The organism is Rhizobium sp. BK377, assembly GCF_014193935.1.
In the GTDB taxonomy this organism is placed as follows: domain Bacteria; phylum Pseudomonadota; class Alphaproteobacteria; order Rhizobiales; family Rhizobiaceae; genus Rhizobium.
Genome location: NZ_JACIAC010000001.1, coordinates 926371 through 950905, shown reverse-complemented (window position 1 = coordinate 950905; position 24535 = coordinate 926371). Strand labels below are relative to the sequence as shown.

The 24535-nt window shown below is 60.4% G+C and carries 21 protein-coding genes; 17 read left to right on the top strand and 4 right to left on the bottom strand.

What is annotated here, in order from left to right; all coding sequences use genetic code 11:
- The first annotated feature begins 45 nt into the window (after positions 1-45).
- From FHT92_RS04735 to FHT92_RS04685, 11 genes are all read left to right on the top strand, one after another.
- Positions 46-906 (top strand): S49 family peptidase, encoded by an 861-nt coding sequence (locus FHT92_RS04735; RefSeq protein WP_183822885.1) that lies wholly within the window; start codon positions 46-48, stop codon positions 904-906.
- Positions 907-924: 18 nt separating this feature from the next.
- Complete coding sequence (locus FHT92_RS04730; RefSeq protein ID WP_183822883.1) at positions 925-1116, top strand: hypothetical protein; 192 nt, start codon at positions 925-927, stop codon at positions 1114-1116.
- Between the two features lie 135 nt (positions 1117-1251).
- Positions 1252-2187: a glycine--tRNA ligase subunit alpha gene (locus FHT92_RS04725; protein ID WP_409527143.1), complete on the top strand. Its 936-nt coding sequence runs from the start codon at positions 1252-1254 to the stop codon at positions 2185-2187.
- The gene (locus FHT92_RS04720; RefSeq protein ID WP_183822879.1) at positions 2184-2735 is read left to right on the top strand and encodes an AAA family ATPase; all 552 of its coding nucleotides are present in this window, start codon (positions 2184-2186) and stop codon (positions 2733-2735) included. The genes FHT92_RS04725 and FHT92_RS04720 overlap by 4 nt, the downstream gene beginning before the upstream one ends.
- A gap of 60 nt (positions 2736-2795) precedes the next feature.
- Complete coding sequence (locus FHT92_RS04715) at positions 2796-3347, top strand: LemA family protein (protein ID WP_183822877.1); 552 nt, start codon at positions 2796-2798, stop codon at positions 3345-3347.
- 83 nt (positions 3348-3430) lie between these two features.
- The gene (gene aroA, locus FHT92_RS04710; RefSeq protein ID WP_183822875.1) at positions 3431-4702 is read left to right on the top strand and encodes a 3-phosphoshikimate 1-carboxyvinyltransferase; all 1272 of its coding nucleotides are present in this window, start codon (positions 3431-3433) and stop codon (positions 4700-4702) included.
- A gap of 35 nt (positions 4703-4737) precedes the next feature.
- Positions 4738-6675, top strand: a complete 1938-nt coding sequence (locus FHT92_RS04705; protein WP_183822873.1) for a DUF2207 domain-containing protein — start codon at positions 4738-4740, stop codon at positions 6673-6675.
- Between the two features lie 91 nt (positions 6676-6766).
- Positions 6767-8038 carry a phosphoribosylamine--glycine ligase gene (gene purD, locus FHT92_RS04700; protein WP_183822871.1) on the top strand — a complete coding sequence of 424 codons (1272 nt, stop codon included), beginning with the start codon at positions 6767-6769 and terminating at the stop codon, positions 8036-8038.
- 107 nt (positions 8039-8145) lie between these two features.
- The gene (locus FHT92_RS04695) at positions 8146-8598 is read left to right on the top strand and encodes a plant virulence effector HPE1-like domain-containing protein (protein ID WP_183822869.1); all 453 of its coding nucleotides are present in this window, start codon (positions 8146-8148) and stop codon (positions 8596-8598) included.
- Between the two features lie 349 nt (positions 8599-8947).
- Positions 8948-10771 carry a methyl-accepting chemotaxis protein gene (locus tag FHT92_RS04690; RefSeq protein WP_183822867.1) on the top strand — a complete coding sequence of 608 codons (1824 nt, stop codon included), beginning with the start codon at positions 8948-8950 and terminating at the stop codon, positions 10769-10771.
- A 280-nt stretch (positions 10772-11051) separates the two neighbouring features.
- The gene (locus tag FHT92_RS04685; RefSeq protein ID WP_183822864.1) at positions 11052-12875 is read left to right on the top strand and encodes a methyl-accepting chemotaxis protein; all 1824 of its coding nucleotides are present in this window, start codon (positions 11052-11054) and stop codon (positions 12873-12875) included.
- A gap of 38 nt (positions 12876-12913) precedes the next feature.
- Here the strand turns inward: FHT92_RS04685 and FHT92_RS04680 are convergent, their stop codons facing one another.
- Both FHT92_RS04680 and FHT92_RS04675 read right to left on the bottom strand, forming a co-directional pair.
- A complete protein-coding gene (locus FHT92_RS04680; RefSeq protein WP_183822862.1) occupies positions 12914-13438 on the bottom strand; it encodes a DUF523 domain-containing protein in 525 nt (174 codons plus the stop codon).
- A gap of 32 nt (positions 13439-13470) precedes the next feature.
- On the bottom strand, positions 13471-14385 hold the full coding sequence (locus tag FHT92_RS04675; RefSeq protein ID WP_183822860.1) for a LysR family transcriptional regulator: 915 nt from the start codon (positions 14383-14385) through the stop codon (positions 13471-13473).
- A gap of 97 nt (positions 14386-14482) precedes the next feature.
- Between FHT92_RS04675 and FHT92_RS04670 the strand changes: the two genes are divergently transcribed.
- Entirely contained in the window at positions 14483-14692 is a 210-nt protein-coding gene (locus FHT92_RS04670; RefSeq protein ID WP_007817881.1) for a tautomerase family protein, read from the top strand.
- A gap of 50 nt (positions 14693-14742) precedes the next feature.
- Here FHT92_RS04670 and glyS read toward each other — a convergent pair whose 3' ends face one another.
- Entirely contained in the window at positions 14743-16920 is a 2178-nt protein-coding gene (glyS, locus tag FHT92_RS04665) for a glycine--tRNA ligase subunit beta (protein WP_183822858.1), read from the bottom strand.
- Between the two features lie 238 nt (positions 16921-17158).
- Between glyS and FHT92_RS04660 the strand changes: the two genes are divergently transcribed.
- The 5 genes from FHT92_RS04660 to ubiA all read left to right on the top strand — a co-directional run bounded on the left by FHT92_RS04660 (position 17159) and on the right by ubiA (position 23505).
- Positions 17159-19468 carry a Tex family protein gene (locus tag FHT92_RS04660; protein WP_183822856.1) on the top strand — a complete coding sequence of 770 codons (2310 nt, stop codon included), beginning with the start codon at positions 17159-17161 and terminating at the stop codon, positions 19466-19468.
- Between the two features lie 133 nt (positions 19469-19601).
- Entirely contained in the window at positions 19602-20861 is a 1260-nt protein-coding gene (locus FHT92_RS04655) for an SAM-dependent methyltransferase (RefSeq protein ID WP_183822854.1), read from the top strand.
- A 9-nt stretch (positions 20862-20870) separates the two neighbouring features.
- Complete coding sequence (locus tag FHT92_RS04650; RefSeq protein WP_183822852.1) at positions 20871-21449, top strand: histidine phosphatase family protein; 579 nt, start codon at positions 20871-20873, stop codon at positions 21447-21449.
- 118 nt (positions 21450-21567) lie between these two features.
- The gene (locus FHT92_RS04645) at positions 21568-22377 is read left to right on the top strand and encodes a MipA/OmpV family protein (protein ID WP_183745293.1); all 810 of its coding nucleotides are present in this window, start codon (positions 21568-21570) and stop codon (positions 22375-22377) included.
- A gap of 168 nt (positions 22378-22545) precedes the next feature.
- Positions 22546-23505, top strand: a complete 960-nt coding sequence (ubiA, locus tag FHT92_RS04640) for a 4-hydroxybenzoate octaprenyltransferase (RefSeq protein ID WP_183822850.1) — start codon at positions 22546-22548, stop codon at positions 23503-23505.
- Positions 23506-23680: 175 nt separating this feature from the next.
- Here the strand turns inward: ubiA and FHT92_RS04635 are convergent, their stop codons facing one another.
- Positions 23681-24247, bottom strand: a complete 567-nt coding sequence (locus FHT92_RS04635; RefSeq protein WP_183822848.1) for a DUF6101 family protein — start codon at positions 24245-24247, stop codon at positions 23681-23683.
- Positions 24248-24535 lie beyond the last annotated feature (288 nt).

Below are 24535 nucleotides of genomic sequence, written 5' to 3'. Positions count from 1 at the left end.
GTGCATATGCATGCTGGCGCCGCCGATCATGTTTAAGGAAGAGAAATGGCTGGATTTTTGAGAAGATTGATGCCGAAGCGGTTTCGCAAGGATGGGATCGTCATCCCCGTCGTCAGGCTGCAGGGCGCGATCATCAGCGGAGGTGGCCAGTTCCGCCCGACCCTCAATCTCGCCAATGTTGCGCCGGTGCTGGAAAAGGCCTTCTCCATGAAGGACACGCCGGCCGTTGCCATCTCCATCAATTCGCCGGGCGGCTCGCCCGTCCAGTCCCGCCTTATCTTCACGCGCATCCGGGAGCTTGCGCGTGAAAAGCAGAAGAAGGTTCTGGTCTTCGTGGAGGATGTGGCAGCCTCCGGCGGCTATATGATCGCGCTGGCGGGCGATGAGATCATCGCCGACCCGACCTCCATCGTCGGCTCGATCGGCGTTGTCTCTGGCGGCTTCGGTTTTCCTGAACTCCTGAAGAAGATCGGTGTCGAGCGTCGCGTCTACACAGCAGGCGAAAACAAGGTAATCCTGGATCCCTTCCAGCCCGAGAAGGAAAAGGACATCGAATATCTGAAGAGCTTGCAGCTGGAGATCCATCAGGTCTTCATCTCGATGGTGCGCGAGCGCCGCGCCGGTAAGCTGACGGACGATGCGACAGTTTTCTCCGGCCTCTTCTGGAGCGGCACGCGCGGCCTGGAACTCGGCCTGATCGACGGGCTCGGAGACATGCGCCAGGAGCTCAAGAAACGCTATGGCCAGAAAACGAAGCTGCAGCTCGTCACGGCCACTCGTGGCCTGCTCGGCCGCCGTATTCCCGGTGTGTCGCCGGTTTCGTTCGAAGGGGCGGCATCCGGCTTCGCATCCGGGCTTGTCGAAGCGGCCGAGGAAAGGGCATTGTGGAGCCGCTACGGGCTTTGACGGGAGAAACGAGGGGAAATGGCACAGCTTATTACGTTATTGATCCTCGTCTGCGCGGGTTGGTGGCTCTACCGTCGCTTCATCTCCGACGCGCAGAAGCTTGCTGAAAAATCCCGCCGCGCCGAGAAGGAGCGCCAGACGGGAGCGGTCGGCACGCTGGTGAAGGATCCCGCAACGGGCGAATATCGCCTCAAGCGGGAAGACGAATAACGCTCGGCGAAGCAGCACCTGGCTTTAGGCGAATACAGTGCAAAAGCCTTGACCCCTGCAGCGCTGCGTGGCACCTGTCGCGCTCATACTTCAAGCAATCGGTGCCCCTCCATGTCCGCGACAATTCCAGACCATATGAACCCGAAGCGCTCGTTCCAGGCGCTGATCCTCACCCTGCATAATTACTGGGCGGACAAGGGTTGTGCGGTTCTGCAGCCCTATGACATGGAAGTGGGCGCTGGCACCTTCCACCCGGCCACGACGCTGCGCGCGCTTGGCCCAAAGCCGTGGAAGGCCGCTTACGTGCAGCCCTCCCGCCGCCCGTCCGACGGCCGCTATGGCGAAAATCCGAACCGCCTGCAGCACTACTATCAGTATCAGGTCATCCTGAAGCCGAACCCGCCGAACCTGCAGGAACTCTATCTCGGTTCGCTCGCCGCCATCGGCCTCGATCCGCTGCTGCACGATATTCGCTTCGTCGAGGATGACTGGGAAAGCCCGACTCTCGGCGCCTGGGGCCTTGGCTGGGAATGCTGGTGCGACGGCATGGAAGTCTCCCAGTTCACCTATTTCCAGCAGGTCTGTGGCATCGAATGCTCGCCGGTCGCCGGCGAGCTGACCTATGGTCTGGAGCGTCTGGCCATGTATGTCCAGGGCGTCGACAATGTCTACGATCTGAACTTCAACGGCCGCGAAGGCGACGAGAAAATCAGCTATGGCGACGTCTTCCTGCAGGCTGAGCAGGAATATTCCCGCCATAACTTCGAATTCGCCAATACCGAGATGCTGCATCGTCACTTCATCGATGCCGAGAAGGAATGCCAGGCGCTGCTCGCCGCCGGCGCTCCTGATGATAATGCCAATCAGCGCCTGCACAAATGCGTCTTCCCGGCCTATGACCAGTGCATCAAGGCCAGCCACGTTTTCAACCTGCTCGACGCCCGCGGCGTGATCTCGGTTACCGAGCGCCAGAGTTATATCCTGCGTGTACGCACTCTTGCCAAGGCCTGTGGCGAAGCCTTCCTGCTGACGGATGCCGGTGGCGTCAACTTGTCGAAAGAGGCCGCGTGACGCAAAAGCCTGCCAGCCGGATAGTTCATATCAACGGCTGGCCAGGCATTGGCAAGCTGACTATCGGCCGCTTGTTGGCGAAAAGGCTCGGCGCGCGGCTCATCGACAATCATATGCTGCTTAATCCGGCCGAAGCTCTTTTCGCCCGCAGCAACCCGATGCATGCATCACTGCGTGAGCAGATTCGGCAAACGTTTTTCGATCACGCCGTGCGCGCCGATCCGGCTGAAAGCTTTGTCTTTACCGATGCTCTTGCGGATGACGGGTATGATAGTGCGACGTTCTCCTGGTATCTCGATTTGGCTGCCGCCAGAGGCGCGGGTCTGATCGCGATTCTCCTCGATTGCGCGCCGGAGGAGAATGCCAGGCGCCTCATCTCTCCTGGCCGATCCGAGGCGCTCAAGCTGACGGATACGGCGATGCTGCAACGGCTGCGGGCAAACTATAAACTGCTGCGTGGGTTGGCTGAACGCACCATCGAAATCGATACGACAAACCTTTCACCGGAGCAGACGACTGTCCAAATCCTGGCCGATATCGGCGTTTGACGGCAGCCAGTAAACCTGAGTAGTCTCCGCGCGGACATTACTTCGCTGCGGGGATTCGCGATGTATATTGCACTTGGCGTCATCGTTCTGGTCGTGCTCTACCTCGTTTTTATCTACAACGGCCTGGTCCGTTCCCGGCAGATGGCCGAGGAGGCCTGGTCCGGCATCGATGTGCAGCTGAAGCGTCGTGCGGATCTGATCCCGAACCTGATCGAGACCGTAAAAGGTTACGCCGCTCACGAAAAAACTACGCTCGAAGAGGTAGTCGAACTTAGGAACAGGGCGCAGGCCGTTCCATCAGGCGATGTCGCGGGCAGGGCGCAGGTGGAAGGTCTGCTCGGCCAGGCGCTTGGCCGGATGATGGCGCTCGCTGAAGCCTATCCAGATCTCAAAGCCAACCAGAATTTTTCTGAACTGCAAGCCTCGCTGGAAACGATGGAAAGCGAAATCCAGATGGCGCGCCGTTATTACAATGGCGCTGCCCGCGATCTAAACGTCAAGGTCGAGAGTTTCCCGTCGAACCTCGTCGCCGGTCAGTTCGGCTTTTCCAAGCGCGAATATTTCGAAATCGCCAACGAGGCGGACCGCGCCGTACCGACCGTCAAGTTCTGACCTTTGTCTTTGCACAAAAACTGCTATGAGCAGTCCGATAGGGCCTCTTGCGGCCCCTGCAATGGACAGAAGAGACAAGCGCAATGAGTAAAGCCAAGCTCACCATCATCCCGCCGGGCAAGCCGCTCACCGGTCGTGCCGTGGTTCCGGGCTCGAAGTCGATCACCAACCGCGCCCTGCTGCTGGCAGGTCTTGCCAAGGGCACGAGCCGGCTGACCGGCGCGCTGAAGAGCGACGACACGAAATATATGGCCGAAGCGCTGCGGGCGATGGGTGTGCAGATCGACGAGCCCGACGACACGACCTTCGTTGTCACCGGCAGCGGCAAGCTGCATCAGCCGAAAGCGCCCCTCTTCCTCGGCAATGCCGGAACGGCGACCCGCTTCCTGACGGCGGCCGTTGCCTCCGTCGAAGGAACTGTCGTTGTCGATGGCGATGAGCATATGCGCAAGCGCCCGATCGGCCCGCTGGTCGCAGCGCTGAAGTCGCTTGGATTGGATGCCGAGGCCCCGACCGGTTGCCCGCCGGTGACCGTGCGCGGCAACGGTCATTTCGCCTCGGGCTGCGTCGAGATCGATGCCGGCCTGTCCAGCCAGTATGTCTCGGCCCTTCTCATGGCTGCACCGCTTGCCAATCCAGGCGCCAACGCACCCGTGACGATCGCGCTCGCGGGCACGGATATCGGCGCCCGCGGTTATGTCGATCTGACCCTTGCCGCCATGGAAGCTTTCGGAGCCAAAGTGGAGCAGCTCGATGCCGCGACCTGGTGTGTGCAGGCGACCGGCTATACCGCCGCCGATTTCGTCATCGAGCCGGATGCGTCGGCTGCAACCTATCTTTGGGCGGCCGAAGTGCTGAGCGGCGGCAAGATCGATCTCGGCGTCGCCAACGAGGCGTTCACGCAGCCTGATGCCAAGGCCTATGAGACGATCGCCAAGTTCCCGCATCTGCCGGCCGAAATCGACGGCTCGCAGATGCAGGATGCCATCCCGACGATCGCGGTTCTTGCAGCGTTCAACAAGACACCGGTGCGCTTCGTCGGCATTGCCAACCTTCGCGTCAAGGAATGCGACCGCATCCGCGCATTGTCGACTGGCCTGAACAACATTCGCGAAGGCCTGGCGGTCGAGGAGGGCGATGATCTGATCGTCCATTCCGATCCTGAACTCGCCGGTCAGACGCTGCCGGCTGACATTGATACCTTTGCCGATCACCGCATCGCCATGAGCTTTGCGCTCGCCGGCCTGAAGATCAACGGCATCACCATTCTCGACCCTGATTGCGTCGGCAAGACCTTCCCTGCCTACTGGCGCACGCTTGCGGGACTGGGGATTGCCTACAAGGACGAAGCCTGAGCTGAGTTGGGGTAAACCGTAACCGGGGAGGGGACATGATCCGGCGGTTTTTCGGCATTTGTTTCGCATTGCTGCTGGTGCTGTCTGCGCAAGCAGCAACGGCTGAGGAGTTCATCGCCTCCTTCGATTCCGCCATCCAGCTGGAAAAGGGCGGGGCGATGACGGTGGCGGAAACGATCATCGTCAATGCCGAAGGCGACCGCATCCGGCGGGGCATCTTCCGCGATTTTCCGCTGACCTTCAGGGATGCGAGCGGCCGACGCCGCAGCGTCGATTTCAGCGTCGTCTCGGTCAAGCGCGACGGCAGGGACGAACCTTGGCATACGGAATCCATCACTGGTGGCATCCGCATCTATGCAGGCACCGAAGACGTGACAATCTCTCCCGGCCGCCATCAATATGTCTTCACCTACAAAACGAACCGTCAGATCCGTTACTTCGACGATCATGACGAGCTCTATTGGAACGTCACCGGCAACGGCTGGATTTTTCCCATCCGTTCAGCGGTAGCGACGGTCACCTTTCCGCAGGGCGTCGTGCCCGAAGATGTCACCTTCTTCACTGGTCCCGTCGGTGCCACTGGCAAGAATGCTCGAGCGAGCGTAGACGACGGCAGACTGGTCGTCGCGACCACCGCGCCCCTCGGCGCGCAGGAGGGGCTGACCTTTGCCGCGAAACTGCCGAAGGGTGCGATCGATCCGCCGAGTGCCGATCAGGAAAGCAGTTGGTGGTTCAGCGATAACCGCGACTATTTCATCGGTTTCGGCGGCCTCATCCTCGTCTTCCTCTATTACACGCGCTCCTGGCTGAAGGTTGGCCGTGATCCAGCGCGCGAGATTGTCGTACCGCGCTGGGACCCGTCTTCTGGTATCTCGCCCGCGCTTGTCAATTACGTCGACAACAGAGGCTTTTCCGGCCAGGGCTGGACCGCACTTTCGGCAACCGCGCTCGATCTTGCCGTGCGCGGCTACGTCACGCTGGGAGATCTCAAGGACTCGATCGTCATCCGCCGTACCAACAAGCCGCTCGGCAAGGAGAAGCTCCAGGCCGGCGAGTCCGAGCTCCTGAAGGCGGTCAGGGGAAGCGGCGATACGCTCACCATCGACAAGGCCAACGGCGAAAAGGTTAAATCGGTCGGCCAGAACTTCCGCTCGTCGATCGAACGGGAACACCGCGGCAAATATTACAATTCCAATGCGGGTTATATCACCGGCGGCGTGATTTTAAGCGCCGCCGCCCTAGTGGCGCTCTTCGTCTTCGGCTCGCTGGAGCCGGATACGATTGCGCTGATGATCATCCCCATCGGTATTTCCGTCTTCCTGTCTGTCTTCGTGGCAGGCTTTGCAAAGGCGCTGCATCGCGGCCGTTCGCTCGTCGGCAAGATTTTCGCGGTCATCGCCATCGCTATCGCCGTTTTTGTGGGCTTGAGCATTCTCTCGGCCGTGGTGCTGGCGCTCGGCTCTTCGCTGATGGAATTCCACGAAACGCCCATGCTTTTTGCGGTGGGCGGCATCGTGCTCCTCAACATCCTCTATTTCTTCATTATGGGCGCTCCGACACCGCTCGGTGCCAAGATGACAGCTGGCGTCGATGGTCTGCGGCAATATCTGACGCTCGCCGAAAAGGACCGGATGAACATGGCCGGCGCGCCGCAAATGTCGCCGCAACATTTCGAGACCTTGCTGCCCTATGCCGTGGCGCTTGGTGTCGAAAAGCCATGGTCGCGCACGTTCGAGACCTGGCTGGCGGCTGCTGCAGCCGGAACGGCTGCGGCTGCCTATAGCCCCGCTTGGTATTCCGGCGATTTCAACAGCGGCAGCTTTTCCGATCGTATCGGCGGCTTCTCGTCGTCGATGGCTTCGACGATCGCATCCACTATTCCTTCACCGCCGCCCTCCAGTTCGTCCTCGGGTTTTTCCGGCGGCGGCTCGTCCGGCGGAGGTGGCGGGGGCGGCGGCGGGGGGGGCTGGTAAGCTTTCCCGCTTGACCTTTCGGGCCTTCCCGCTTAACCGCCAGACCAACGGGCCAGGCCCACAGGCCAGACCAGCAGGAAAGGGATCAGGCATGAAGGTTCTGTTGATCGGATCGGGCGGACGCGAGCACGCACTTGCCTGGAAACTGGCGCAATCGCCGCTGATGACGGAATTCTACGCCGCGCCTGGCAATCCCGGCATAGCGGAACATGCAACACTGGTCGCGGTCAACGTCGACGACCACGATGCAGTCGTCGCCTTTTGCCGCGAAAAGGCGATCAATTTCGTTGTCGTCGGACCGGAAGCGCCACTGGTTGTCGGCATCGCCGATAGGCTGCGCGCAGCTGGCTTTGCAGTCTTCGGCCCCTCGGCCGCCGCTGCCCAGCTTGAGGGTTCCAAGGGTTTCACCAAGGATATCTGCGCCCGTTACAATATCCCGACCGGGGCCTATCAGCGTTTCAACAATGCGCCGAAGGCCAAGGCTTATATCCGTGAACAGGGCGTGCCGATCGTCGTCAAGGCCGATGGCTTGGCCGCCGGCAAGGGCGTGACGGTCGCTATGACGCTCGATGAGGCGCTCGCCGCTGTCGACGATTGTTTCGAAGGCGCTTTTGGAGAAGCCGGGGCTGAAGTCGTCGTCGAAGCCTATCTCGATGGCGAGGAGGCGAGCTTCTTCTGCCTTTGCGATGGCAAGAGTGCGCTGCCGCTGGCAACCGCGCAGGATCACAAGCGCGTCGGCGAGGGCGACACCGGCCCCAACACCGGCGGCATGGGCGCCTATTCGCCCGCACCCGTCATGACGGCCGAGATGATCGAGCGTACGATGAAGGAAATCATCGAGCCGACCATTCGCGGCATGGCCGAAAGCGGCCATGCCTTCAGCGGTGTCTTCTTCGCCGGCCTGATGATCACCGCCAAGGGGCCGGAACTCATCGAATACAATGTCCGCTTCGGCGATCCGGAATGCCAGGTGCTGATGATGCGGCTGAAGAGCGATCTCCTGCCGCTGCTGCTTGCCTGCGCCCATGGCACCCTGGATCAGGTCGAGGCCGAGTGGACCAACGACCCGGCACTGACCGTCGTCATGGCCTCGAAAGGCTATCCGGGCTCCTATGAGAAGAACACCCCGATCCTAGCGCTGCCGGCAGCCGGCGAGGGCGAGAAGGTGTTTCATGCCGGCACATCGCTGAAGGACGGTGCTCTGGTGGCAACCGGCGGCCGCGTCCTGAACGTGACGGCGACTGGCCGCACGGTCGGCGAGGCCAAGGACCGCGCCTATGCCCTTATCGAGGGGGTAAAATGGGAAAACGGCTTCTGCCGCCGCGATATCGGCTGGCGTGCGGTCGAACGCGAAAAGGCATAAGCGGCGGACGGACACGGCCCGTTTCGCTAAATTTTTACCCTTTCCTCTGACGGGATGGAAACAAAGCTGCGCTAATCTGGCTCCTGATATGAGGCGGAGTAGTGTTGATGCGTGAGATTTTCCTCAGTGCAGTATTTCTGCTGGCGGCTGGTTCCGCCATGGCCGGTTCGATCGAAGTGGTCGGGTCGAGCAGGCCGAAGGAAGCCGGCAGCATCATTACCGAAACCTGCGACCAGTGCCCGCCGCTTCAGTTGGAAGCCTCGAAGAAGGATTATTCGGTGCCGGAATTGCGTCCCGGTGCTTTGCAGCATGCCGAGGTCCGTGATGTCGATGGAGAGAAAAAGATCTATCGCACCGAAAACTGGATGGGCGGTTCCCCTGTCCTCTTCGTGAGCAAGGCAACGCCCGAGCAGATGCTTGCGCTGGCCCCGCCGGCGCCGACCGAAGGTATCGACAATCAGGCGACGGCAGCCGTGGTCGGCGGCTATACGAAGCCGGTAGCGGCTGGCATGAGTGGAACCACGCCTCTCGACGCTTCCGCGTTTGAGCTCCGTTTCTAATTCGGATCCCATAACAGTCCGATCAAAGTTTCGATCGTTGCGAACGCACCTCTGAAGAGAAGCAGGGTGCGTTTGTTTATTTTAAATAAGTATATTCTAATTTACATGATTGCGCTCATGAAGAGGTGCAACCTATACAAGTCTGCAAGAAGATACCCATCAATTCTACTAGAGCGCCCGAGTAGAAGCCCTGCCTTTGTTAAAAGATAATTTAATCATTCACATTAATTTTACTTACTGAGGGCCGGAGGACGCATGATTGCGCTAGCTGAGCGCGCGATTTCTCGCGCGCAGGTCGGGAGTTGACCGATCCGGGATACCGCATTTCATCTTTTCCGTGAGGCCAATCATGAAGAAACTCAAGATTGCTCATCAGCTTTTTGCGCTGGTCGGTGTTTTGATGGCTGCATTTGCAGTCGCAACCTATTTTGAAATCCGCACATCCGAGCAGGCGATCTATGATGAGCGTTTCGACATGCTGCGCACGCAGGTCGAATCAGGCATCTCCGTCCTCAACACCTTCTACGAACGCGAGAAGGCCGGCCAAATGACGCATGAGGCCGCCCAGGCCGAAGCCTTCGACATCCTGAAGCGCGTGACCTTCCAGCCATCCGGATATCTCTTCGGCATGGACTACAACGTAGTCCAGGTCTTCCATCCGAATCCGACCAATATCGGCAAGGATATGAGCGGTCAGGTCGACAAGACGGGCACGAAATTCAGCCAGGCGCTCGTCGACCACGGCAAGGCCGGCGGCGGTCGTACCTTCTACTATTGGGGCAAGCCCGGCCAGCCGGCAGACCAGGTCTTTCTCAAGGGCGCTTATTCCAAGGCCTTCGAACCCTGGAAGATTGTCGTCGGTACCGGCGTCTATCTCGACGATCTGCAGCAGAAGATCAATGCGACGATCTGGAAGGCTCTGACTGCCTCGCTGATCGTCTTCGTCGGCGGCATGGCCGTTGCGGCCTACTTTATCCGCGGCATATCGAATCCTCTGAAGGACGTTCACACTGCGCTGCAGGCTGTTGCCGAGGAAGACGTCTCGATTGCCATCCCGCATACGGGGATGAACAACGAGGTCGGCATGATGGCGAAGGCAACGCAGTCGCTTCAGGAAAAGATCCGGGAGCGTCACGCGATGTCGGATCGCGAGGCTGCCCAGCAGCTGGCGCTCGAAAGCGAGCGCGAAAGCAACCTGCGCCATCAACAGGATGAAGCCTTGCTGCAGGCCCGTGTCGTCAGCACCATCGGTCAGGCGCTGGAACAGATCGCCCGCGGCGACCTGACGGTGCGCTGCGCCGACATCGGCCAGAAGTATGCGGCATTGCGCGACAACTTCAACGATGCACTCTCGCATCTGGAAGCTGCCATGGCCCAGGTCAGCGCCAAGGGCGGTGATATCGGTGTCGCCAAGGAAGAAATCCGCCGCGCCTCCAACGAGCTGTCGCAGCGCACCGAGCGCCAGGCCGCCAGCCTGGAGGAAACCTCGGCCGCTCTCGATGAACTGACCGTTGCCGTGCGCCAGACCGCCGATGGTGCGCATGAAGCGAGCAAGCGGGTTCATTCGGTCTCGACGGAAGCCACCCACAGCGATGCGATCGTCACCCAGGCGATCGAAGCCATGAGCGGTATCGAGAAGTCCTCGTCCGAGATCACCAAGATCATCGGCGTCATCGACGAGATCGCCTTCCAGACCAACCTCCTGGCGCTCAATGCCGGTGTCGAGGCAGCCCGTGCCGGCGAAAGCGGCAAGGGTTTTGCCGTCGTCGCCCAGGAAGTGCGCGAGCTTGCCCAGCGCTCGGCTGCTGCCGCCAAGGAGATCAAGGATCAGATCGCCCGCTCCTCCAGCCAGGTCGACCATGGTGTCCGCCTCGTTGGCGAGGCAGGCGAAGCACTGAAGCGCATTTCCGACCAGATCAAGGCTGCCAACGAGATCGTCGCCAAGATCGCCCACAGCGCCTCCGAGCAGGATACCACGCTGCGCTCGATCTCGTCCTCGATGAACCAGCTCGATGCCGCCACCCAGCAGAATGCCGCCATGGCCGAAGAGACGACGGCATCGGCCGAAACGCTGGCTGCCGATACCGACGAACTGCTCGGCCTCATCCGCGGCTTCCGCGTCGGCAACGCCGCAGCGGCGCCCGCCATGCATCAGGGTCGCCGCGCCGCTTAAAGACGGGGTGACTGCAAGCTATTTTATCACGAAAGTAATTAGCGGCCGCCGGATGAATGTCCGGCGGTTTTGCTTTTGGTGCGCCCCCAGATTTGTAGGGAAATTTTGCCCAAAATCTAATAAAATTAAAGCTTTATTATAGGATGAATGCCAATCGTAGCTAACCGGTCGCAGCATGTTCCTTTAGCAGCGGTAGACGCGTCGCCTTTATCCGGTGCGCTCGCACAGGCGGTAGAAAACCGCACCGGAATGCAGCCACTCATTCCCGTTGCGAGGCATCATGAAAAATTTGAAAATATCGAAGCAACTTATCTTGCTGGTCATCGGCCTGATGGTAGCGTTTGCGATCGCGACCACCCTCCAGGTCCGCTCCTCGGTCAATGCGATCTACAAGGAACGCTATGACATGCTGCGTTCGGAAGTCCAGTCTGCGGTCTCCGTTCTCAAGCTGTATCAGGCAAAGGTGACTTCAGGCGAAATGAAGCTGGAAGACGCCCAGAAGCAGGCCTATGCGACCGTCAATGGGATGAAGTACGAGCCGGATGGCTATTTCTTCGGCTATGACTACGACGTGAAGATGATATTCCACTATGACGCCTCGAAAGTCGGTCAGGTCAACAAGGGGCAGCCGGACAGCAAGGGCAAGCTCTATCGCGAAGAGCTGGTCAAGCTCGGGCAGCAGGGCGGCGGTCTCGTCGAATATTATTCCACAGCCAAACCCGGCCAGCCCGTTGGCGATTATCGCAAGACGGCCTATGCACTGGCCTTCGACCCTTGGAAGGTCGTCGTCTGTACGGGCGTCTATATGGACGACCTCGATGCCCAGGTGAACGACAAGATTCTGGCGGCGCTGTCAGGCAGCATCGTCCTATTCTTCTTCGCTATTGTAGCGGCCTATCTCGTCATCCGCGGCATATCGAATCCTCTGAAGGACGTTCACACTGCGCTGCAGGCTGTTGCCGAGGAAGACGTCTCGATTGCCATCCCGCATACGGGGATGAACAACGAGGTCGGCATGATGGCGAAGGCAACGCAGTCGCTTCAGGAAAAGATCCGGGAGCGTCACGCGATGTCGGATCGCGAGGCTGCCCAGCAGCTGGCGCTCGAAAGCGAGCGCGAAAGCAACCTGCGCCATCAACAGGATGAAGCCTTGCTGCAGGCCCGTGTCGTCAGCACCATCGGTCAGGCGCTGGAACAGATCGCCCGCGGCGACCTGACGGTGCGCTGCGCCGACATCGGCCAGAAGTATGCGGCATTGCGCGACAACTTCAACGATGCACTCTCGCATCTGGAAGCTGCCATGGCCCAGGTCAGCGCCAAGGGCGGTGATATCGGTGTCGCCAAGGAAGAAATCCGCCGCGCCTCCAACGAGCTGTCGCAGCGCACCGAGCGCCAGGCCGCCAGCCTGGAGGAAACCTCGGCCGCTCTCGATGAACTGACCGTTGCCGTGCGCCAGACCGCCGATGGTGCGCATGAAGCGAGCAAGCGGGTTCATTCGGTCTCGACGGAAGCCACCCACAGCGATGCGATCGTCACCCAGGCGATCGAAGCCATGAGCGGTATCGAGAAGTCCTCGTCCGAGATCACCAAGATCATCGGCGTCATCGACGAGATCGCCTTCCAGACCAACCTCCTGGCGCTCAATGCCGGTGTCGAGGCAGCCCGTGCCGGCGAAAGCGGCAAGGGTTTTGCCGTCGTCGCCCAGGAAGTGCGCGAGCTTGCCCAGCGCTCGGCTGCTGCCGCCAAGGAGATCAAGGATCAGATCGCCCGCTCCTCCAGCCAGGTCGACCATGGTGTCCGCCTCGTTGGCGAGGCAGGCGAAGCACTGAAGCGCATTTCCGACCAGATCAAGGCTGCCAACGAGATCGTCGCCAAGATCGCCCACAGCGCCTCCGAGCAGGATACCACGCTGCGCTCGATCTCGTCCTCGATGAACCAGCTCGATGCCGCCACCCAGCAGAATGCCGCCATGGCCGAAGAGACGACGGCATCGGCCGAAACGCTGGCTGCCGATACCGACGAACTGCTCGGCCTCATCCGCGGCTTCCGCGTCGGCAACGCCGCAGCGGCGCCCGCCATGCATCAGGGTCGCCGCGCCGCTTAAAGACGGGGTGACTGCAAGCTATTTTATCACGAAAGTAATTAGCGGCCGCCGGATGAATATCCGGCGGCCGTGCCGTTGACGCCGATGCGTTCGATCAGCCGATCGATCTCTCGGTCAGAAAAAACTTCGATGCCTGCCTGCTTCAGCGCCGCCGCGGTAACGCCGTTGCCGGCCCGCCGGCTGCCCGAGAAGGAGCCGTCATAGATGAAGCCGGAACCGCAGGAGGGGCTGCCGTCGATCAACAGCGCATAGCGGCAGCCATTATCGGTCGCAAGCCGCACGGCATTTTCCGCCGCCCGCAGGAATTCATCGGTCACGTCGCCGCCGGTCATCTCCACGACGCGGCCGGTTCCTGCCAGCACATCCTCGCCATCAGCCGCATCGCCGATTTCGGCCGGCGGCCGCGGCACCGGCATGCCGGCCGACATTTCCGGGCAGATCGTCACGATCAGCCCTTCCTGCATCCAGCGCTCGATTGCCGGATGGGCGAGCGGCTTCGCGCGTCCGTCATATCGGACGGCGTGGCCCATGAGACAGGCACTGACGAGGATCTTGGACACCATGGGATGAGCTTTACCGGATATTCATGCTGAGGTCACCGCCTGACGTCGGGCGCAGCCTCGGCAACGCAATTCCGGAACCAGCGCTGCGCCGGATGTGCATCATTGCGTCGATGCCAGGACATGACGAAGGCGATGGGCTCCAGCATGACCGGCGGCTCCAGCAAGGCAAGTTCGTCGGCATGGCCGGAGGCTGCCACGACACCGGCCATCAAGGTGGCGATCATGTCGGAGCGGGCAATCAAGAGCGGCGCGGCATACATATTGGGAAGGGTCAGTGCGAGCCGCCGCTGAAGTCCCCTCTTGGCCAGCGCTGCATCGACATGGCCGAAACGCTCGTTCTCAGGTGAGACGAGCAGGTGCGGGAGAGCCAGAAAGGCGTCGAGATCGAGCGTGCGTGGTGCAGTCGGATGATCCCTCCTGACGATGCAGACGAAATGCTCCTCAAATAGGGGCTGGGTCAGAATGCGTCCCGTTTTCGTTGCCGGCACGCCCACCGTCACATCGACCTCTCCGGTATCCAGGAGATCGATGGCATCGTCACGCGCGCTGAAATTCCGGACCTGCAATGTCGCATCCGGAGCCGCCTTGGCAAGATGCGCAGCGAGTTGCGGCAAAAGTGCGAAAGTCGGATGATCGGAGAGACCGATCGTGAAGGTGGCAGACGAGGTCGCGGGATCGAACGCCTGGGTGAAATCGAGTGTGCGCTGGATATCGGCAAGAGCACGCGACAATGGCTCGGCGAGATCGAGCGCTCTTGGTGTCGGCTGCAGGCCCTGCGGGCCCCGCACCAAAAGCTCATCCTTCAGAAGGCTGCGCAACCGCGCCAGGGCGGCGCTCATGGCGGGTTGCGTGCGGCCGATGCGAATGCCCGCCCTCGTCACGCTCCGTTCCTTCATGAGCGCGTCGAAAGCGACGAGTAGGTTGAGATCAATACCGTGCAAATCCATGGCATGGATGAATGCATATTCTTCATATCAATTTCAAGCATGTTGCTGTTGCCGCTAGGCTTGCCGGGTCACAACGCAAACCAGGCAGGAACTCATCATGCCATTCGCAAACTACAAATTTCCCGAGGGTACTCTGACTGCAGAGCAGAAGGAGGATATCATTCTCCGGACGACGGCCATGTTCGTCGACTTTTTCGGGGAGGGCGTTCGCCCCTACACCATGGTCCTCGTCGATGAGGTCGTCGACGGAGGTTATGGCCGCGCAGGCGAAACGCTGACCATCGCCAAGATGCAAAAGGGACGATGAGGGAGAAAAGCAAAATGGGGCCGAACGGCCCCATTTTTTTTGTCGGCCGTTTAGCCGGCGATCTTCGAAAAGTCCGCGACTGTCCCCGTCGCCGCACGGATCATCCGCAAGAGGGCGAGGCGGTTGGCGCGGATCGCGGCATCCTCATCATTGACCAGCACATCGGTGAAGAAGCGGTCGACGGGAGCACGCAGCTTCGACAACGCTTCCATGGCCGAGCGGAAGTCTTCATGCGCAACGGCGCCGGCAGCTTCCGACGAAGCCTTGGTAATGGCGGCGAACAGTTCCTTCTCGGCGTCAAGTTGCAGCAACGCCTCGGAAACGCCGTCGGCGACAACCGTGCCCTTCTTCTCCTCGGCGGCCAGAAGCTGCGTGGCACGCTTGGTGCCGGCAAGCAGGTTGATGCCGTCTTCCGAGGTGATGAAAGCCGTCAGCGCCTCCACGCGGCGGGCGACCATCAAGAGGTCGTCGGATTCAGTCGTCAGCACGGCATCGATGAGGTCGTGGCGGGCACCCTGTTCGCGCAGATAGACCTTCAGGCGGTCGTGGAAGAAGGAGAGCAGATCGAATTGCCGCGTCAGGTCGTCTGTATCAACGCTGGCGCCGATATCCATATCGATGCGCTGCATATGCGAGACGATGCGCGGCAAGAGCGTCACGCGAGCGCGCTTTTCAAGCAGGATGCGGATGATGCCGAGCGCCGCACGGCGAAGCGCAAACGGGTCCTTCGAGCCGGTCGGCTTCTCGTCGATCGCCCAGAAACCGATGAGCGTATCGAGCTTGTCTGCGAGCGCCACTGTTATCGCCACCTTGTCGTCAGGTACGCGGTCGGACGGACCCTGTGGCTTGTAATGGTCTTCGATGGCGGTGGAAACGGAAACGTCTTCGCCCTGCAGCGCCGCATATTTGCGGCCCATGACACCCTGCAGTTCCGGGAATTCGCCGACGGCTTCGGTGCGCAGGTCTGCCTTGCAGAGAACCGCGGCGCGGTCCACCATCTTGTAATCGGCGCCGACGGGCATGGCGATCTTGGCAGCCATCGCGCGGATGCGTTCGACGCGATCGCCCTGCGTGCCAAGCTTAGCATGGAAGGTGACATCAAGCGCATCGAGCTTGGCCATGCGCTGGTCGAGCGGCTTGGCAAGGTCGAGGCTGAATTTCTTGGCGGAGGCTTCCAGCGTCTTAAGGTCCGGCAGATTGCCCTGGTCGCGTTTCCAGAAATGCAGCGCGTCCGACAGGCGGGCACGCACGACCTTGCCGTTGCCGTGAATGATTTCCTTGCCACCGTCAGTCGCCTGGATATTGGAGACGAGAATGAACTTGTTCGAAAGCGTCTCTTCGCCCTGTTTGCGGGTGACAAAGCACTTCTGGTTCGTCTTGATGGTCAGGCGGATGATCTCGGAGGGGATGGAAAGGTAATCCTCCTCGAAGGAGCCCATCAGCACCTGCGGCCATTCGACGAGGCCGGAAACCTCTTCCAGCAGGCCCTCATCCTCGACCAGTTCCAGCCCGCTTGCAAAGGCGATGTCGCGGGCATCATGCAGGATGATGTCCTTGCGCCGCTCGGCATCGAGAATGACCTTCGCCTTTTCAAGGCTCGCGACGTAGTCGTCGAAGCGCTTGACGGTAATGGCCTCTGGCGCATGGAAGCGATGGCCGTAGGTCACGTTGGAGGCGACGAGGCCGTCGATCTCGAAGGGGATGACGACGGTTTCTTCATGCTCGCTGCCGAAGGTGCAGACGATCGACTGCAGCGGGCGCACCCAGCGCAGCGAGCCGGGCTGCGAGGACGCCTTGCCCCAGCGCATCGACTTCGGCCATGGGAAGTCCTTGATGATGCCGGGCATTACTTCGGCAATGATCTCCTCGGCAGCACGGCCGGGCTTGGAGATGACGGCGACGTAGAAATCGCCCTTCTTCGGGTCGCTGACGACCTGCGCTTGGGAAGTCGAGGAAAGGCCGGCGCCGCGCAGAAAGCCTTCGATCGCCTTTTCATTGGCGTCGGTGCGCGGCCCCTTGCGTTCCTCTCGGATATCGGCGGAGCGGGCGGTCAGTCCGTGGATATCGAGCGTGAGGCGGCGCGGCGTCCAGTATTCGCGCGCGCCTTCATAGGTCAGTCCTGCTTCCACCAGTGCATCGGTCAGGAGCTTCTTGAGATCGCCGGCGGCCTTGCGCTGCATGCGGGCGGGGATCTCTTCGGAGCGAAGTTCGAGAAGCAGGTTCGGCATAGTACTCTTTTCCTGGCGCCTGCAGGGCAGGGACAATCAAAAATGGTCGCCTCTGCTACCAAAGAATGCCGCATCTGCACAACCGCAAAAACAGGAAGAAGAAGGCTCAATTGCGCCTCAGTCATGCCTCTTAAATCGCTGGGAGCGCTGCCTTCAACTGTGGAAAGCGGCGGGAGGCATTGCCTTGCCGCTTTTCGTCGCTATGGTCCGCCAACCCTAATGAACTGCAGGAAATCCCATGGCCGCTGACCTTCGTTCGCTCGCAGCAAGCATCTCCGCTGAAATCAATGCCCGGCCCGACCAGGCCAAGGCGGCGATCGAGCTGCTGGACGAGGGTGCAACGGTGCCATTCATCGCGCGCTACCGCAAGGAAGTGACGGGCGGGCTGGATGATACGCAGCTACGTACGCTGGCCGAGCGGCTTGTCTATCTGCGCGAGCTCGAATCCCGCCGCGATTCGATCATCGAATCCATCACCAGCCAGGGCAAGATGAGTGACGAGCTGATGGCAAAGCTCTCGGGTGCCGCCACCAAGGCCGAATTGGAAGACCTCTATCTGCCTTACAAGCCGAAGCGCCGCACCCGCGCAGAGATTGCCCGCGAGCGTGGCCTTGGCCCGCTAGCCGAAGCGATCCTCGCCGATCGCAGCAAGGATCCGGCCGCGCTGGCGGAGGCCTATATCACCGCCGATGTCCCGGATGTGAAAACGGCCCTCGAAGGTGCCCGCGACATCGTTGCCGAAGGTTTTGCGGAAAATGCCGATCTGCTCGGCAAGCTGCGTGCCCATATGCGCAATGCCACGCTTTTGAAGTCGAAGGTGGTCGAAGGCAAGGAAGCGACCGGCGAAAAATTCTCCGATTATTTCGATCATTCCGAACGCTGGGCGACGGCTCCCGGCCACCGCGCGCTTGCCATGCTGCGCGGCTGGAACGAGGAAGTCCTGACCCTGACGATCGAGGCGGATGCCGAGATCGCCTCGCCGAACAAGCCGGTCGAGCGCATGATCGCCACGGCATACGAAATCGGTGCAATCCGTCCCGGCGATCGCTGGTTGATGGATGTCGCAAGCTGGACCTGGCGCGTGAAGCTCTCCATGTCGCTATCACTCGATCTGATGCGCGAGTTACGCGAAAGGGCGGAGGAAGAGGCGATCCACGTCTTTGCACGCAATCTCAAGGATCTGCTGTTGGCGGCCCCTGCCGGCTCGCGCGCCACGATGGGCCTCGATCCAGGCATCCGCACCGGCGTCAAGGTCGCGATCATCGATGGCACCGGCAAGCTGCTCGATACGACCACGGTCTATCCGTTCCCGCCGAAGAATGACGTGCGCGGCACGCAGGCCGAGCTTGCTTCGCTCATCCGCAAGCACAATGTCGAGCTGATCGCGATCGGCAACGGCACCGGCAGCCGTGAGACCGAAAAGCTGGTAGCCGACATGCTCGCCGCGCTTCCAGCGCCGAAGCCTACCAAGGTTATCGTTTCGGAAGCCGGCGCTTCCGTCTACTCGGCATCAGAAACCGCCGCCGCCGAATTCCCGCAGTTGGATGTGTCGCTGCGAGGCGCCGTCTCCATCGCGCGGCGCCTGCAGGACCCGCTTGCCGAACTCGTCAAGATCGAGCCGAAGTCGATCGGCGTCGGCCAGTATCAGCACGATGTCGATCAGACGAAGCTCTCCCGCTCGCTCGATGCCGTCGTCGAAGATGCCGTGAATGCCGTCGGTGTCGATCTCAACACGGCGTCTGCGCCGCTGCTTTCGCGCGTTTCCGGCCTTGGCCGCTCGATTGCTGATGCGATCGTCCTGCACCGCGACCAGAATGGTGCTTTCGAGAGCCGCAAGGATCTCCTGAAGGTGGCTCGTCTCGGCCAGCGCACCTTCGAACAGGCGGCCGGCTTCCTGCGCATCCCCAATGGCAAGGAGCCCCTCGATGCCTCCTCGGTGCATCCGGAAGCCTACGGTGTGGCACAGAAGATCGTCGCCGCCTGTGGCCGTGATCTGCGCTCGCTGATGGGCGACAGCGTCACCCTGAAAGCGCTCGATCCGCGCAACTTCATCGACGAGAAGTTCGGCCTGCCGACGGTCAAGGATATTATCGCTGAACTGGACAAGCCCGGTCGCGACCCGCGCCCGAGCTTTAAGACCGCGACCTTCGCCGAAGGCATCGATGAAATCAGCGATCTGAAGCCGGGCATGGTGCTGGAAGGCACCGTCACCAACGTTGCGGCCTTCGGCGCCTTCGTCGATATCGGCGTGCACCAGGATGGGCTGGTTCATGTTTCGCAGCTCGCTGACCGCTTCATCAAGGATCCTCACGAAATCGTGAAGGCAGGCGACGTGGTTAAAGTGCGGGTGGTCGAAGTCGACGTGAAGCGCAAGCGCATCGGCCTCTCGATGCGCAAGGAAGATGGCGTTCCCTCGGGTTCGCCACGCGGTGAGTCGCGCGGAAATGCCGGCCAGCGCCCGCAACAGGACCGCAAGCCGGAACAGTCCAAGCCGCAAAGCCAGGGCGCCTTCGGCGCGGCACTCGCGGAAGCCATGAAGCGAAAATAAGGGGTTAGTTCCCAGATTTGCAAAAATGTCACACTTTGGCAATTGAATTTGCGGAGTGCTAATTCCGGCGCTTGTAAGGCAGACGAGAGCGATTAAGTTGATGTGACCATCCTGTCACATTTGCGAGGCGTCCATGGCGTCGGCATTCTTATCGATTGTTCAGAAAATTGTCCGAAAGGGTTCTTTGACCCTTACTCTTGCCAATGGCGAGACCCACACGATTGGCGACGGCACCGGGGAACCGGTTGCCGTTCGTCTTGCCGATCAGGAAGCCGAGGATGCGATCCGTCGCGATCCGACGCTGAAGCTCGGCGAAATGTATATGGAAGGCCGGTTCATTCTCGAACAGGGCAACATCTACGACTTTCTCGCTCTGGTGAAGCAGAATACCACCAATGAAATCTTCGATTTCAAGATGGCAGCCCTGCTGATCGGCCGCATTGCCATGCAGCAGCTCAAGAGCCGCATGCCTGTTAACCACAACAAGCGCAATGTCGCCCACCATTACGACCTGTCCGAAAAGCTCTTCGAACTCTTCCTCGACGAAGACTGGCAATATTCCTGCGCCTATTTCGATCCGCCCGGCATCGGCCTGGAGGAGGCGCAAGTCGCCAAGAAGCGCCACATCGCGGCCAAGCTCATGCCACAGCCCAACCAGCGCGTGCTGGAAATCGGCTCGGGCTGGGGCGGTATGGCCATGTATCTGGCGGAATCGACGCCCGGCCTCGATGTGACCGGTATCACGCTCAGCGAAGAGCAGCTGAAGATTTCCCGCGAACGGGCTCAGAAACGTGGCCTTGCCGATCGTGTCCGCTTCGAGCTGCAGGACTATCGTCACCTGACGGGCAAGAAGTTCGACCGCATCGTCTCGGTCGGCATGTTCGAACATGTCGGCATCGGCAATTACGGCAACTTCTTCAAGAAGATTTATGAGCTTTTGGATGACAACGGAGTCATGCTGCTGCATTCGATCGCGCGTCCGAAGCCGAGCTTCGCTACCAACGCATTCATCGAGAAATATATTTTCCCGCAGGGCTATATTCCCTCGATCGCCGAAACGCTGGTTCCGCTTGAAAAGGCTGGCCTGCTCACCCGCGACGTTGAAGTGCTGCCTCTTCACTATGCCTATACGCTGCGCCACTGGCGTGAGCGCTTCGTGGCCCGCAAGGAAGAGGCGGTGGCGCTTTACGACGAGAAGTTCTTCCGGATGTGGGAGTTCTATCTGGCCGGCTCCGAAATGGGCTTCCGCTGGGATGAGCTCTTCATCGAGCAGATCCAGATCACCAAGAACCAGTTCGCGACGCCCGACAACAGGAACTATATCCCGGCGAACGAGGCGAAGCTTCGGGAATTCGAGGCGACGCGTCCGCCCCTGGAGAAGTTCACCTTCTGAGAGACGGATATGAGCGCATTTCCCGAAATCATTCTTGTACGCCACGGTGAGACAGCATGGTCGCTATCCGGCCAGCACACTGGCCGCAGCGATATTCCCCTCACCGCCAATGGCGAGGCTGCGGCCCGCGCGCTCGCTCCACGGCTCGCAGGTCTTTCCGTCTCCGCTGTCTGGTCCAGCCCCTCGCAGCGGGCGCGCAACACCTGTGGACTCGCAGGTTTCGGGGAGAGGGCCGTCATCAAGCCCGATCTCGCCGAATGGGATTACGGTGCCTACGAAGGTATCACCACCAAGGAAATCCTGTCGAAACGTCCCGGCTGGCGGCTCTTCCGTGATGGTTGCCCGGATGGCGAGACGGCAAGCGACGTCGGCGCCCGTGCCGATCGCATCATCGCGGAGCTTCGCCAGATCAATGCGCCGGTCCTGATCTTTTCGAGCTCACATTTCCTGCGTGTGCTCGGCGCCCGCTGGCTCGGCCTGCCACCACAGGATGGCTCGCGTTTCATTCTGGATACGACGAGCATCAGCGTCCTCGGCTACGAGCACGATCTCACAGAGCCGGTCATCCGACGCTGGAACCAGAAGTAATTCCGATCCCCCTCGATCTCAGCCACGTGGTTAAGAATGAGGTAACACCCTCGCTATAAATGTAGCGTTTGCCGTCGTCCGCGGCCGTTCTTGTATTGCGTTTTCTGGAGTGGGGATTGTGTTCAATCGATCAGTCGTATCGATCTCTTTAGCTATTGTTTTTGCGTCTTTCGGCACTGCCTCTGCTCAGGAAGGCGGCCACTGGTGGTCCGGTGACTGGTATCTGAAGGTCGGTGTATCAGGCTTTTCCGCCCCGAAGTTCGAGGGTGCGTCGAGCAACGAATTCAAGTTCAGCCCGTTGATCTCGATCGGCCGCCAGGGAGCCGGTCCACGATTTTCCTCGCGCAATGATAACCCCTCCTTCGCGCTCGTCGACAACGGCGGCTTCCGCGCCGGTATCGTCGGCCGCTATGTGCCGCAACGTGACCAAGATGACGACAGCGATCTGCGCGGCCTGAAGAAGGTCAAGTGGGGTGCGGAAATCGGCGGTTTTGCCGAAGTCTATCCGACCGACTGGTTGCGTGCCCGCGCCGAACTACGCCAGGGTATCCGCTCCCATGACGGCCTCGTGGCCGACGTGGCGCTTGACGCCTTCACCGATATCGCGCCCGATCTGCAGCTTTCCGGTGGCCCGCGCGCCACCTTTGCGACCAGCGGATACTTCCATTCCTATTACGGCGTCAACGAAGCGCAGTCGGCAGCAAGCGGGTTGAAGTCATATGATCCCTCGGGTGGCGTCCAGTCTTACGGCGCCGGTACCGCGCTCACCTGGAACGCAACGGAGAACCTGTCGACGAGCGCCTTTGCGGAATATAAGCGTCTTGCCGGTCCGGCCGCCGACAGCAGCCTGGTGCGCGAGAAAGGTTCGAAGAACCAGTTCCTGATCGGCTTGTCTGCGAGCTACAAGTTCAATTTCACGCTGAACTAATCGGCTATTCTAATCGTCTAAATTAGCCTGCCGTCGATGCGATGAACTTTCCTTCGTGGCGCAGAGCAGGAGCCTTGCGAGACGAAGCGAATTCCATCGAGCCGCAGAGGGCGAACTCGTCGGCGATGAAGCCTTGACCATGGGCGCTGCCCGTCGCTAGATGACCGCATGCAACAGATTGATGGTCTTAAAGGGCGCGTTGCCGATGCGCCTTCGAATAATTGGGTTTACCGCATCCTGCCGCCGTGGCTGTGGCCCTATGCGCAGCTTGCGCGCTGGGACAGGCCGATCGGCTGGCAGCTCCTCATGTGGCCGTGCTTCTGGTCGGCCACGCTTGCCGCCAATGCGGCAATCGAACCTCGCGTGTTTTCCGGCGCTCTGCTGCTTTACCATCTCTTCCTTTATTTTATCGGTTCCGTCGCCATGCGCGGCGCCGGCTGCACCTATAATGACCTTGTCGATCAGGAGATCGACATGCAGGTGGCGCGCACCCGCTCGCGGCCGCTGCCGTCGGGTCGCGTAACACGCCGGCAGGCCAAGATTTTCATCGCACTGCAGGCGCTGGTCGGCCTGTTCGTGCTGTTGCAGTTTAACTGGTTTGCCGTGCTGCTCGGCATGCTCTCGCTCGGCGTCGTTGCGCTCTATCCTTTCGCCAAGCGTTTTACCGACTGGCCGCAATTCTTCCTCGGCCTTGCCTTTTCCTGGGGCGCGCTCATGGGATGGGCGGGGATTTTCGGTAGCCTGTCCTTCTCTGCTTTCCTGCTTTACCTCGCTTCCGTCGTCTGGACGATCGGCTACGACACGATCTATGCGCATCAGGATAAGGAGGACGACGAGCTGATCGGCGTTCGCTCCACCGCGCGGTTGTTCGGTGAGCGCACGCGTCTGGCACTTGTCGGACTCTACGGGCTGACCCTGGTGCTGATGTTCCTGTCCTTTGCGCTTGCCGACGTCAACCTTCTGGCCTTCATCGGCCTGCTGATTGCGGCCGGAATGTTCGCGTGGCAGATCAGGACGCTCGATATCAACGACGGCGCGCAGTGCCTCGCGCTCTTCAAATCGAACACCCGCGTCGGATTGATCATCTTTCTCGGCCTGTTTGTGTCGCTGCTTTTCGCGATTCCCTAGCATTTCCGTTTTTCTCAGAGTCAAGGAAATGCCTCTATCTCTGGTTTCACGCAATTCCGGACGCCAAACCCCTGCGCACTTTTGCTGGAATTGCTCTAATCGGAAACGGAAAATGACCCCGAAATGAAAAACCCGGCCTGGTGCCGGGTTTTGAAAGCGGTTCGGAACGTATCGCTCAGCTGCGGGCGATGATTTCCTTGCCTTCGATCTTCATGATGACGCCGAGCTTGCCGGTCGTGCGGCGCACGAGGAAGCGTGGGCGGCGATTTGCGAAATAGGAGTGACGGCGGCGCGGCTTCATTTCGCCGGTGCGCAGTCCGCCCAGATGTTCTTCGAGCGGGCGGGCGATGCCATCGGCCTCCACCATCAGCATCGGAATGCCGAAGGCTTCCGACCAGCTGCGCCAGTCGGCGGCGATATCGCCGAGATCGTGAGCGACGAGAAGCGGAACGCAGAGTTCCGGATCTTCGTGATGCAGCTCGAGGGTCACGGTGACCTCGCCATTGCCGTGATCGATGGCGCGGGCTGCAACGCCCTTGAAGACCCGCCGCGGCAGGGCGATGGAGAGCGGCAGGCCGCTGGAGGGGAGAATCTTGCGCAGGACCGCGCCGCGTTCGTCGATCGTTATGCTGACGTCACTGGCATGGTCGTGGATGGCATAGCTTACCTGCTGCGGAAAGCGAGACGGATCAAGACGCAATGTCGTGCCAGCCCAGACGGGCTTCAGAACGGTATTCTTCATTTCATTTCTACCCTTGTCTTACCTGAGAGCCGATTTCCGGTCTTCTCCTCGGGACTTTTCGTCCTCTATGGCCCGACAATAGGCAGCCCCCGTTCCGTACAGCTTAAAAATCGCGGTTAAGAAAATCCTGCCTCCGGGGATGGTTATCAAAAACGAATATGGCAGGGTTTCCGGATGGTGAACGCGGCCTGTGCCAAAGCAGGACAGCTTCAAGTAAGTCTCGGGTAAGTTTTGCGTGGCAAAATGCTCGCGCTAATGGTTCGTCATTCTTTGAAGACTTTGCCGAAA

Bases quoted from the DNA above. Each gene is read 5' to 3' on its own strand.
- FHT92_RS04655 (WP_183822854.1), top strand. From the start codon at position 19,602: ATGGCGTCGGCATTCTTATCGATTGTTCAGAAAATTGTCCGAAAGGGT.
- FHT92_RS04690 (WP_183822867.1), top strand. From the start codon at position 8,948: ATGAAGAAACTCAAGATTGCTCATCAGCTTTTTGCGCTGGTCGGTGTT.
- FHT92_RS04685 (WP_183822864.1), top strand. From the start codon at position 11,052: ATGAAAAATTTGAAAATATCGAAGCAACTTATCTTGCTGGTCATCGGC.
- FHT92_RS04670 (WP_007817881.1), top strand. From the start codon at position 14,483: ATGCCATTCGCAAACTACAAATTTCCCGAGGGTACTCTGACTGCAGAG.
- FHT92_RS04680 (WP_183822862.1), bottom strand. From the start codon at position 13,438: ATGGTGTCCAAGATCCTCGTCAGTGCCTGTCTCATGGGCCACGCCGTC.
- purD (WP_183822871.1), top strand. From the start codon at position 6,767: ATGAAGGTTCTGTTGATCGGATCGGGCGGACGCGAGCACGCACTTGCC.
- FHT92_RS04635 (WP_183822848.1), bottom strand. From the start codon at position 24,247: ATGAAGAATACCGTTCTGAAGCCCGTCTGGGCTGGCACGACATTGCGT.
- FHT92_RS04660 (WP_183822856.1), top strand. From the start codon at position 17,159: ATGGCCGCTGACCTTCGTTCGCTCGCAGCAAGCATCTCCGCTGAAATC.
- FHT92_RS04650 (WP_183822852.1), top strand. From the start codon at position 20,871: ATGAGCGCATTTCCCGAAATCATTCTTGTACGCCACGGTGAGACAGCA.
- ubiA (WP_183822850.1), top strand. From the start codon at position 22,546: ATGCAACAGATTGATGGTCTTAAAGGGCGCGTTGCCGATGCGCCTTCG.
- aroA (WP_183822875.1), top strand. From the start codon at position 3,431: ATGAGTAAAGCCAAGCTCACCATCATCCCGCCGGGCAAGCCGCTCACC.
- FHT92_RS04695 (WP_183822869.1), top strand. From the start codon at position 8,146: ATGCGTGAGATTTTCCTCAGTGCAGTATTTCTGCTGGCGGCTGGTTCC.
- FHT92_RS04730 (WP_183822883.1), top strand. From the start codon at position 925: ATGGCACAGCTTATTACGTTATTGATCCTCGTCTGCGCGGGTTGGTGG.
- FHT92_RS04735 (WP_183822885.1), top strand. From the start codon at position 46: ATGGCTGGATTTTTGAGAAGATTGATGCCGAAGCGGTTTCGCAAGGAT.
- glyS (WP_183822858.1), bottom strand. From the start codon at position 16,920: ATGCCGAACCTGCTTCTCGAACTTCGCTCCGAAGAGATCCCCGCCCGC.
- FHT92_RS04725 (WP_409527143.1), top strand. From the start codon at position 1,252: ATGAACCCGAAGCGCTCGTTCCAGGCGCTGATCCTCACCCTGCATAAT.
- FHT92_RS04715 (WP_183822877.1), top strand. From the start codon at position 2,796: ATGTATATTGCACTTGGCGTCATCGTTCTGGTCGTGCTCTACCTCGTT.
- FHT92_RS04705 (WP_183822873.1), top strand. From the start codon at position 4,738: ATGATCCGGCGGTTTTTCGGCATTTGTTTCGCATTGCTGCTGGTGCTG.
- FHT92_RS04675 (WP_183822860.1), bottom strand. From the start codon at position 14,385: ATGGATTTGCACGGTATTGATCTCAACCTACTCGTCGCTTTCGACGCG.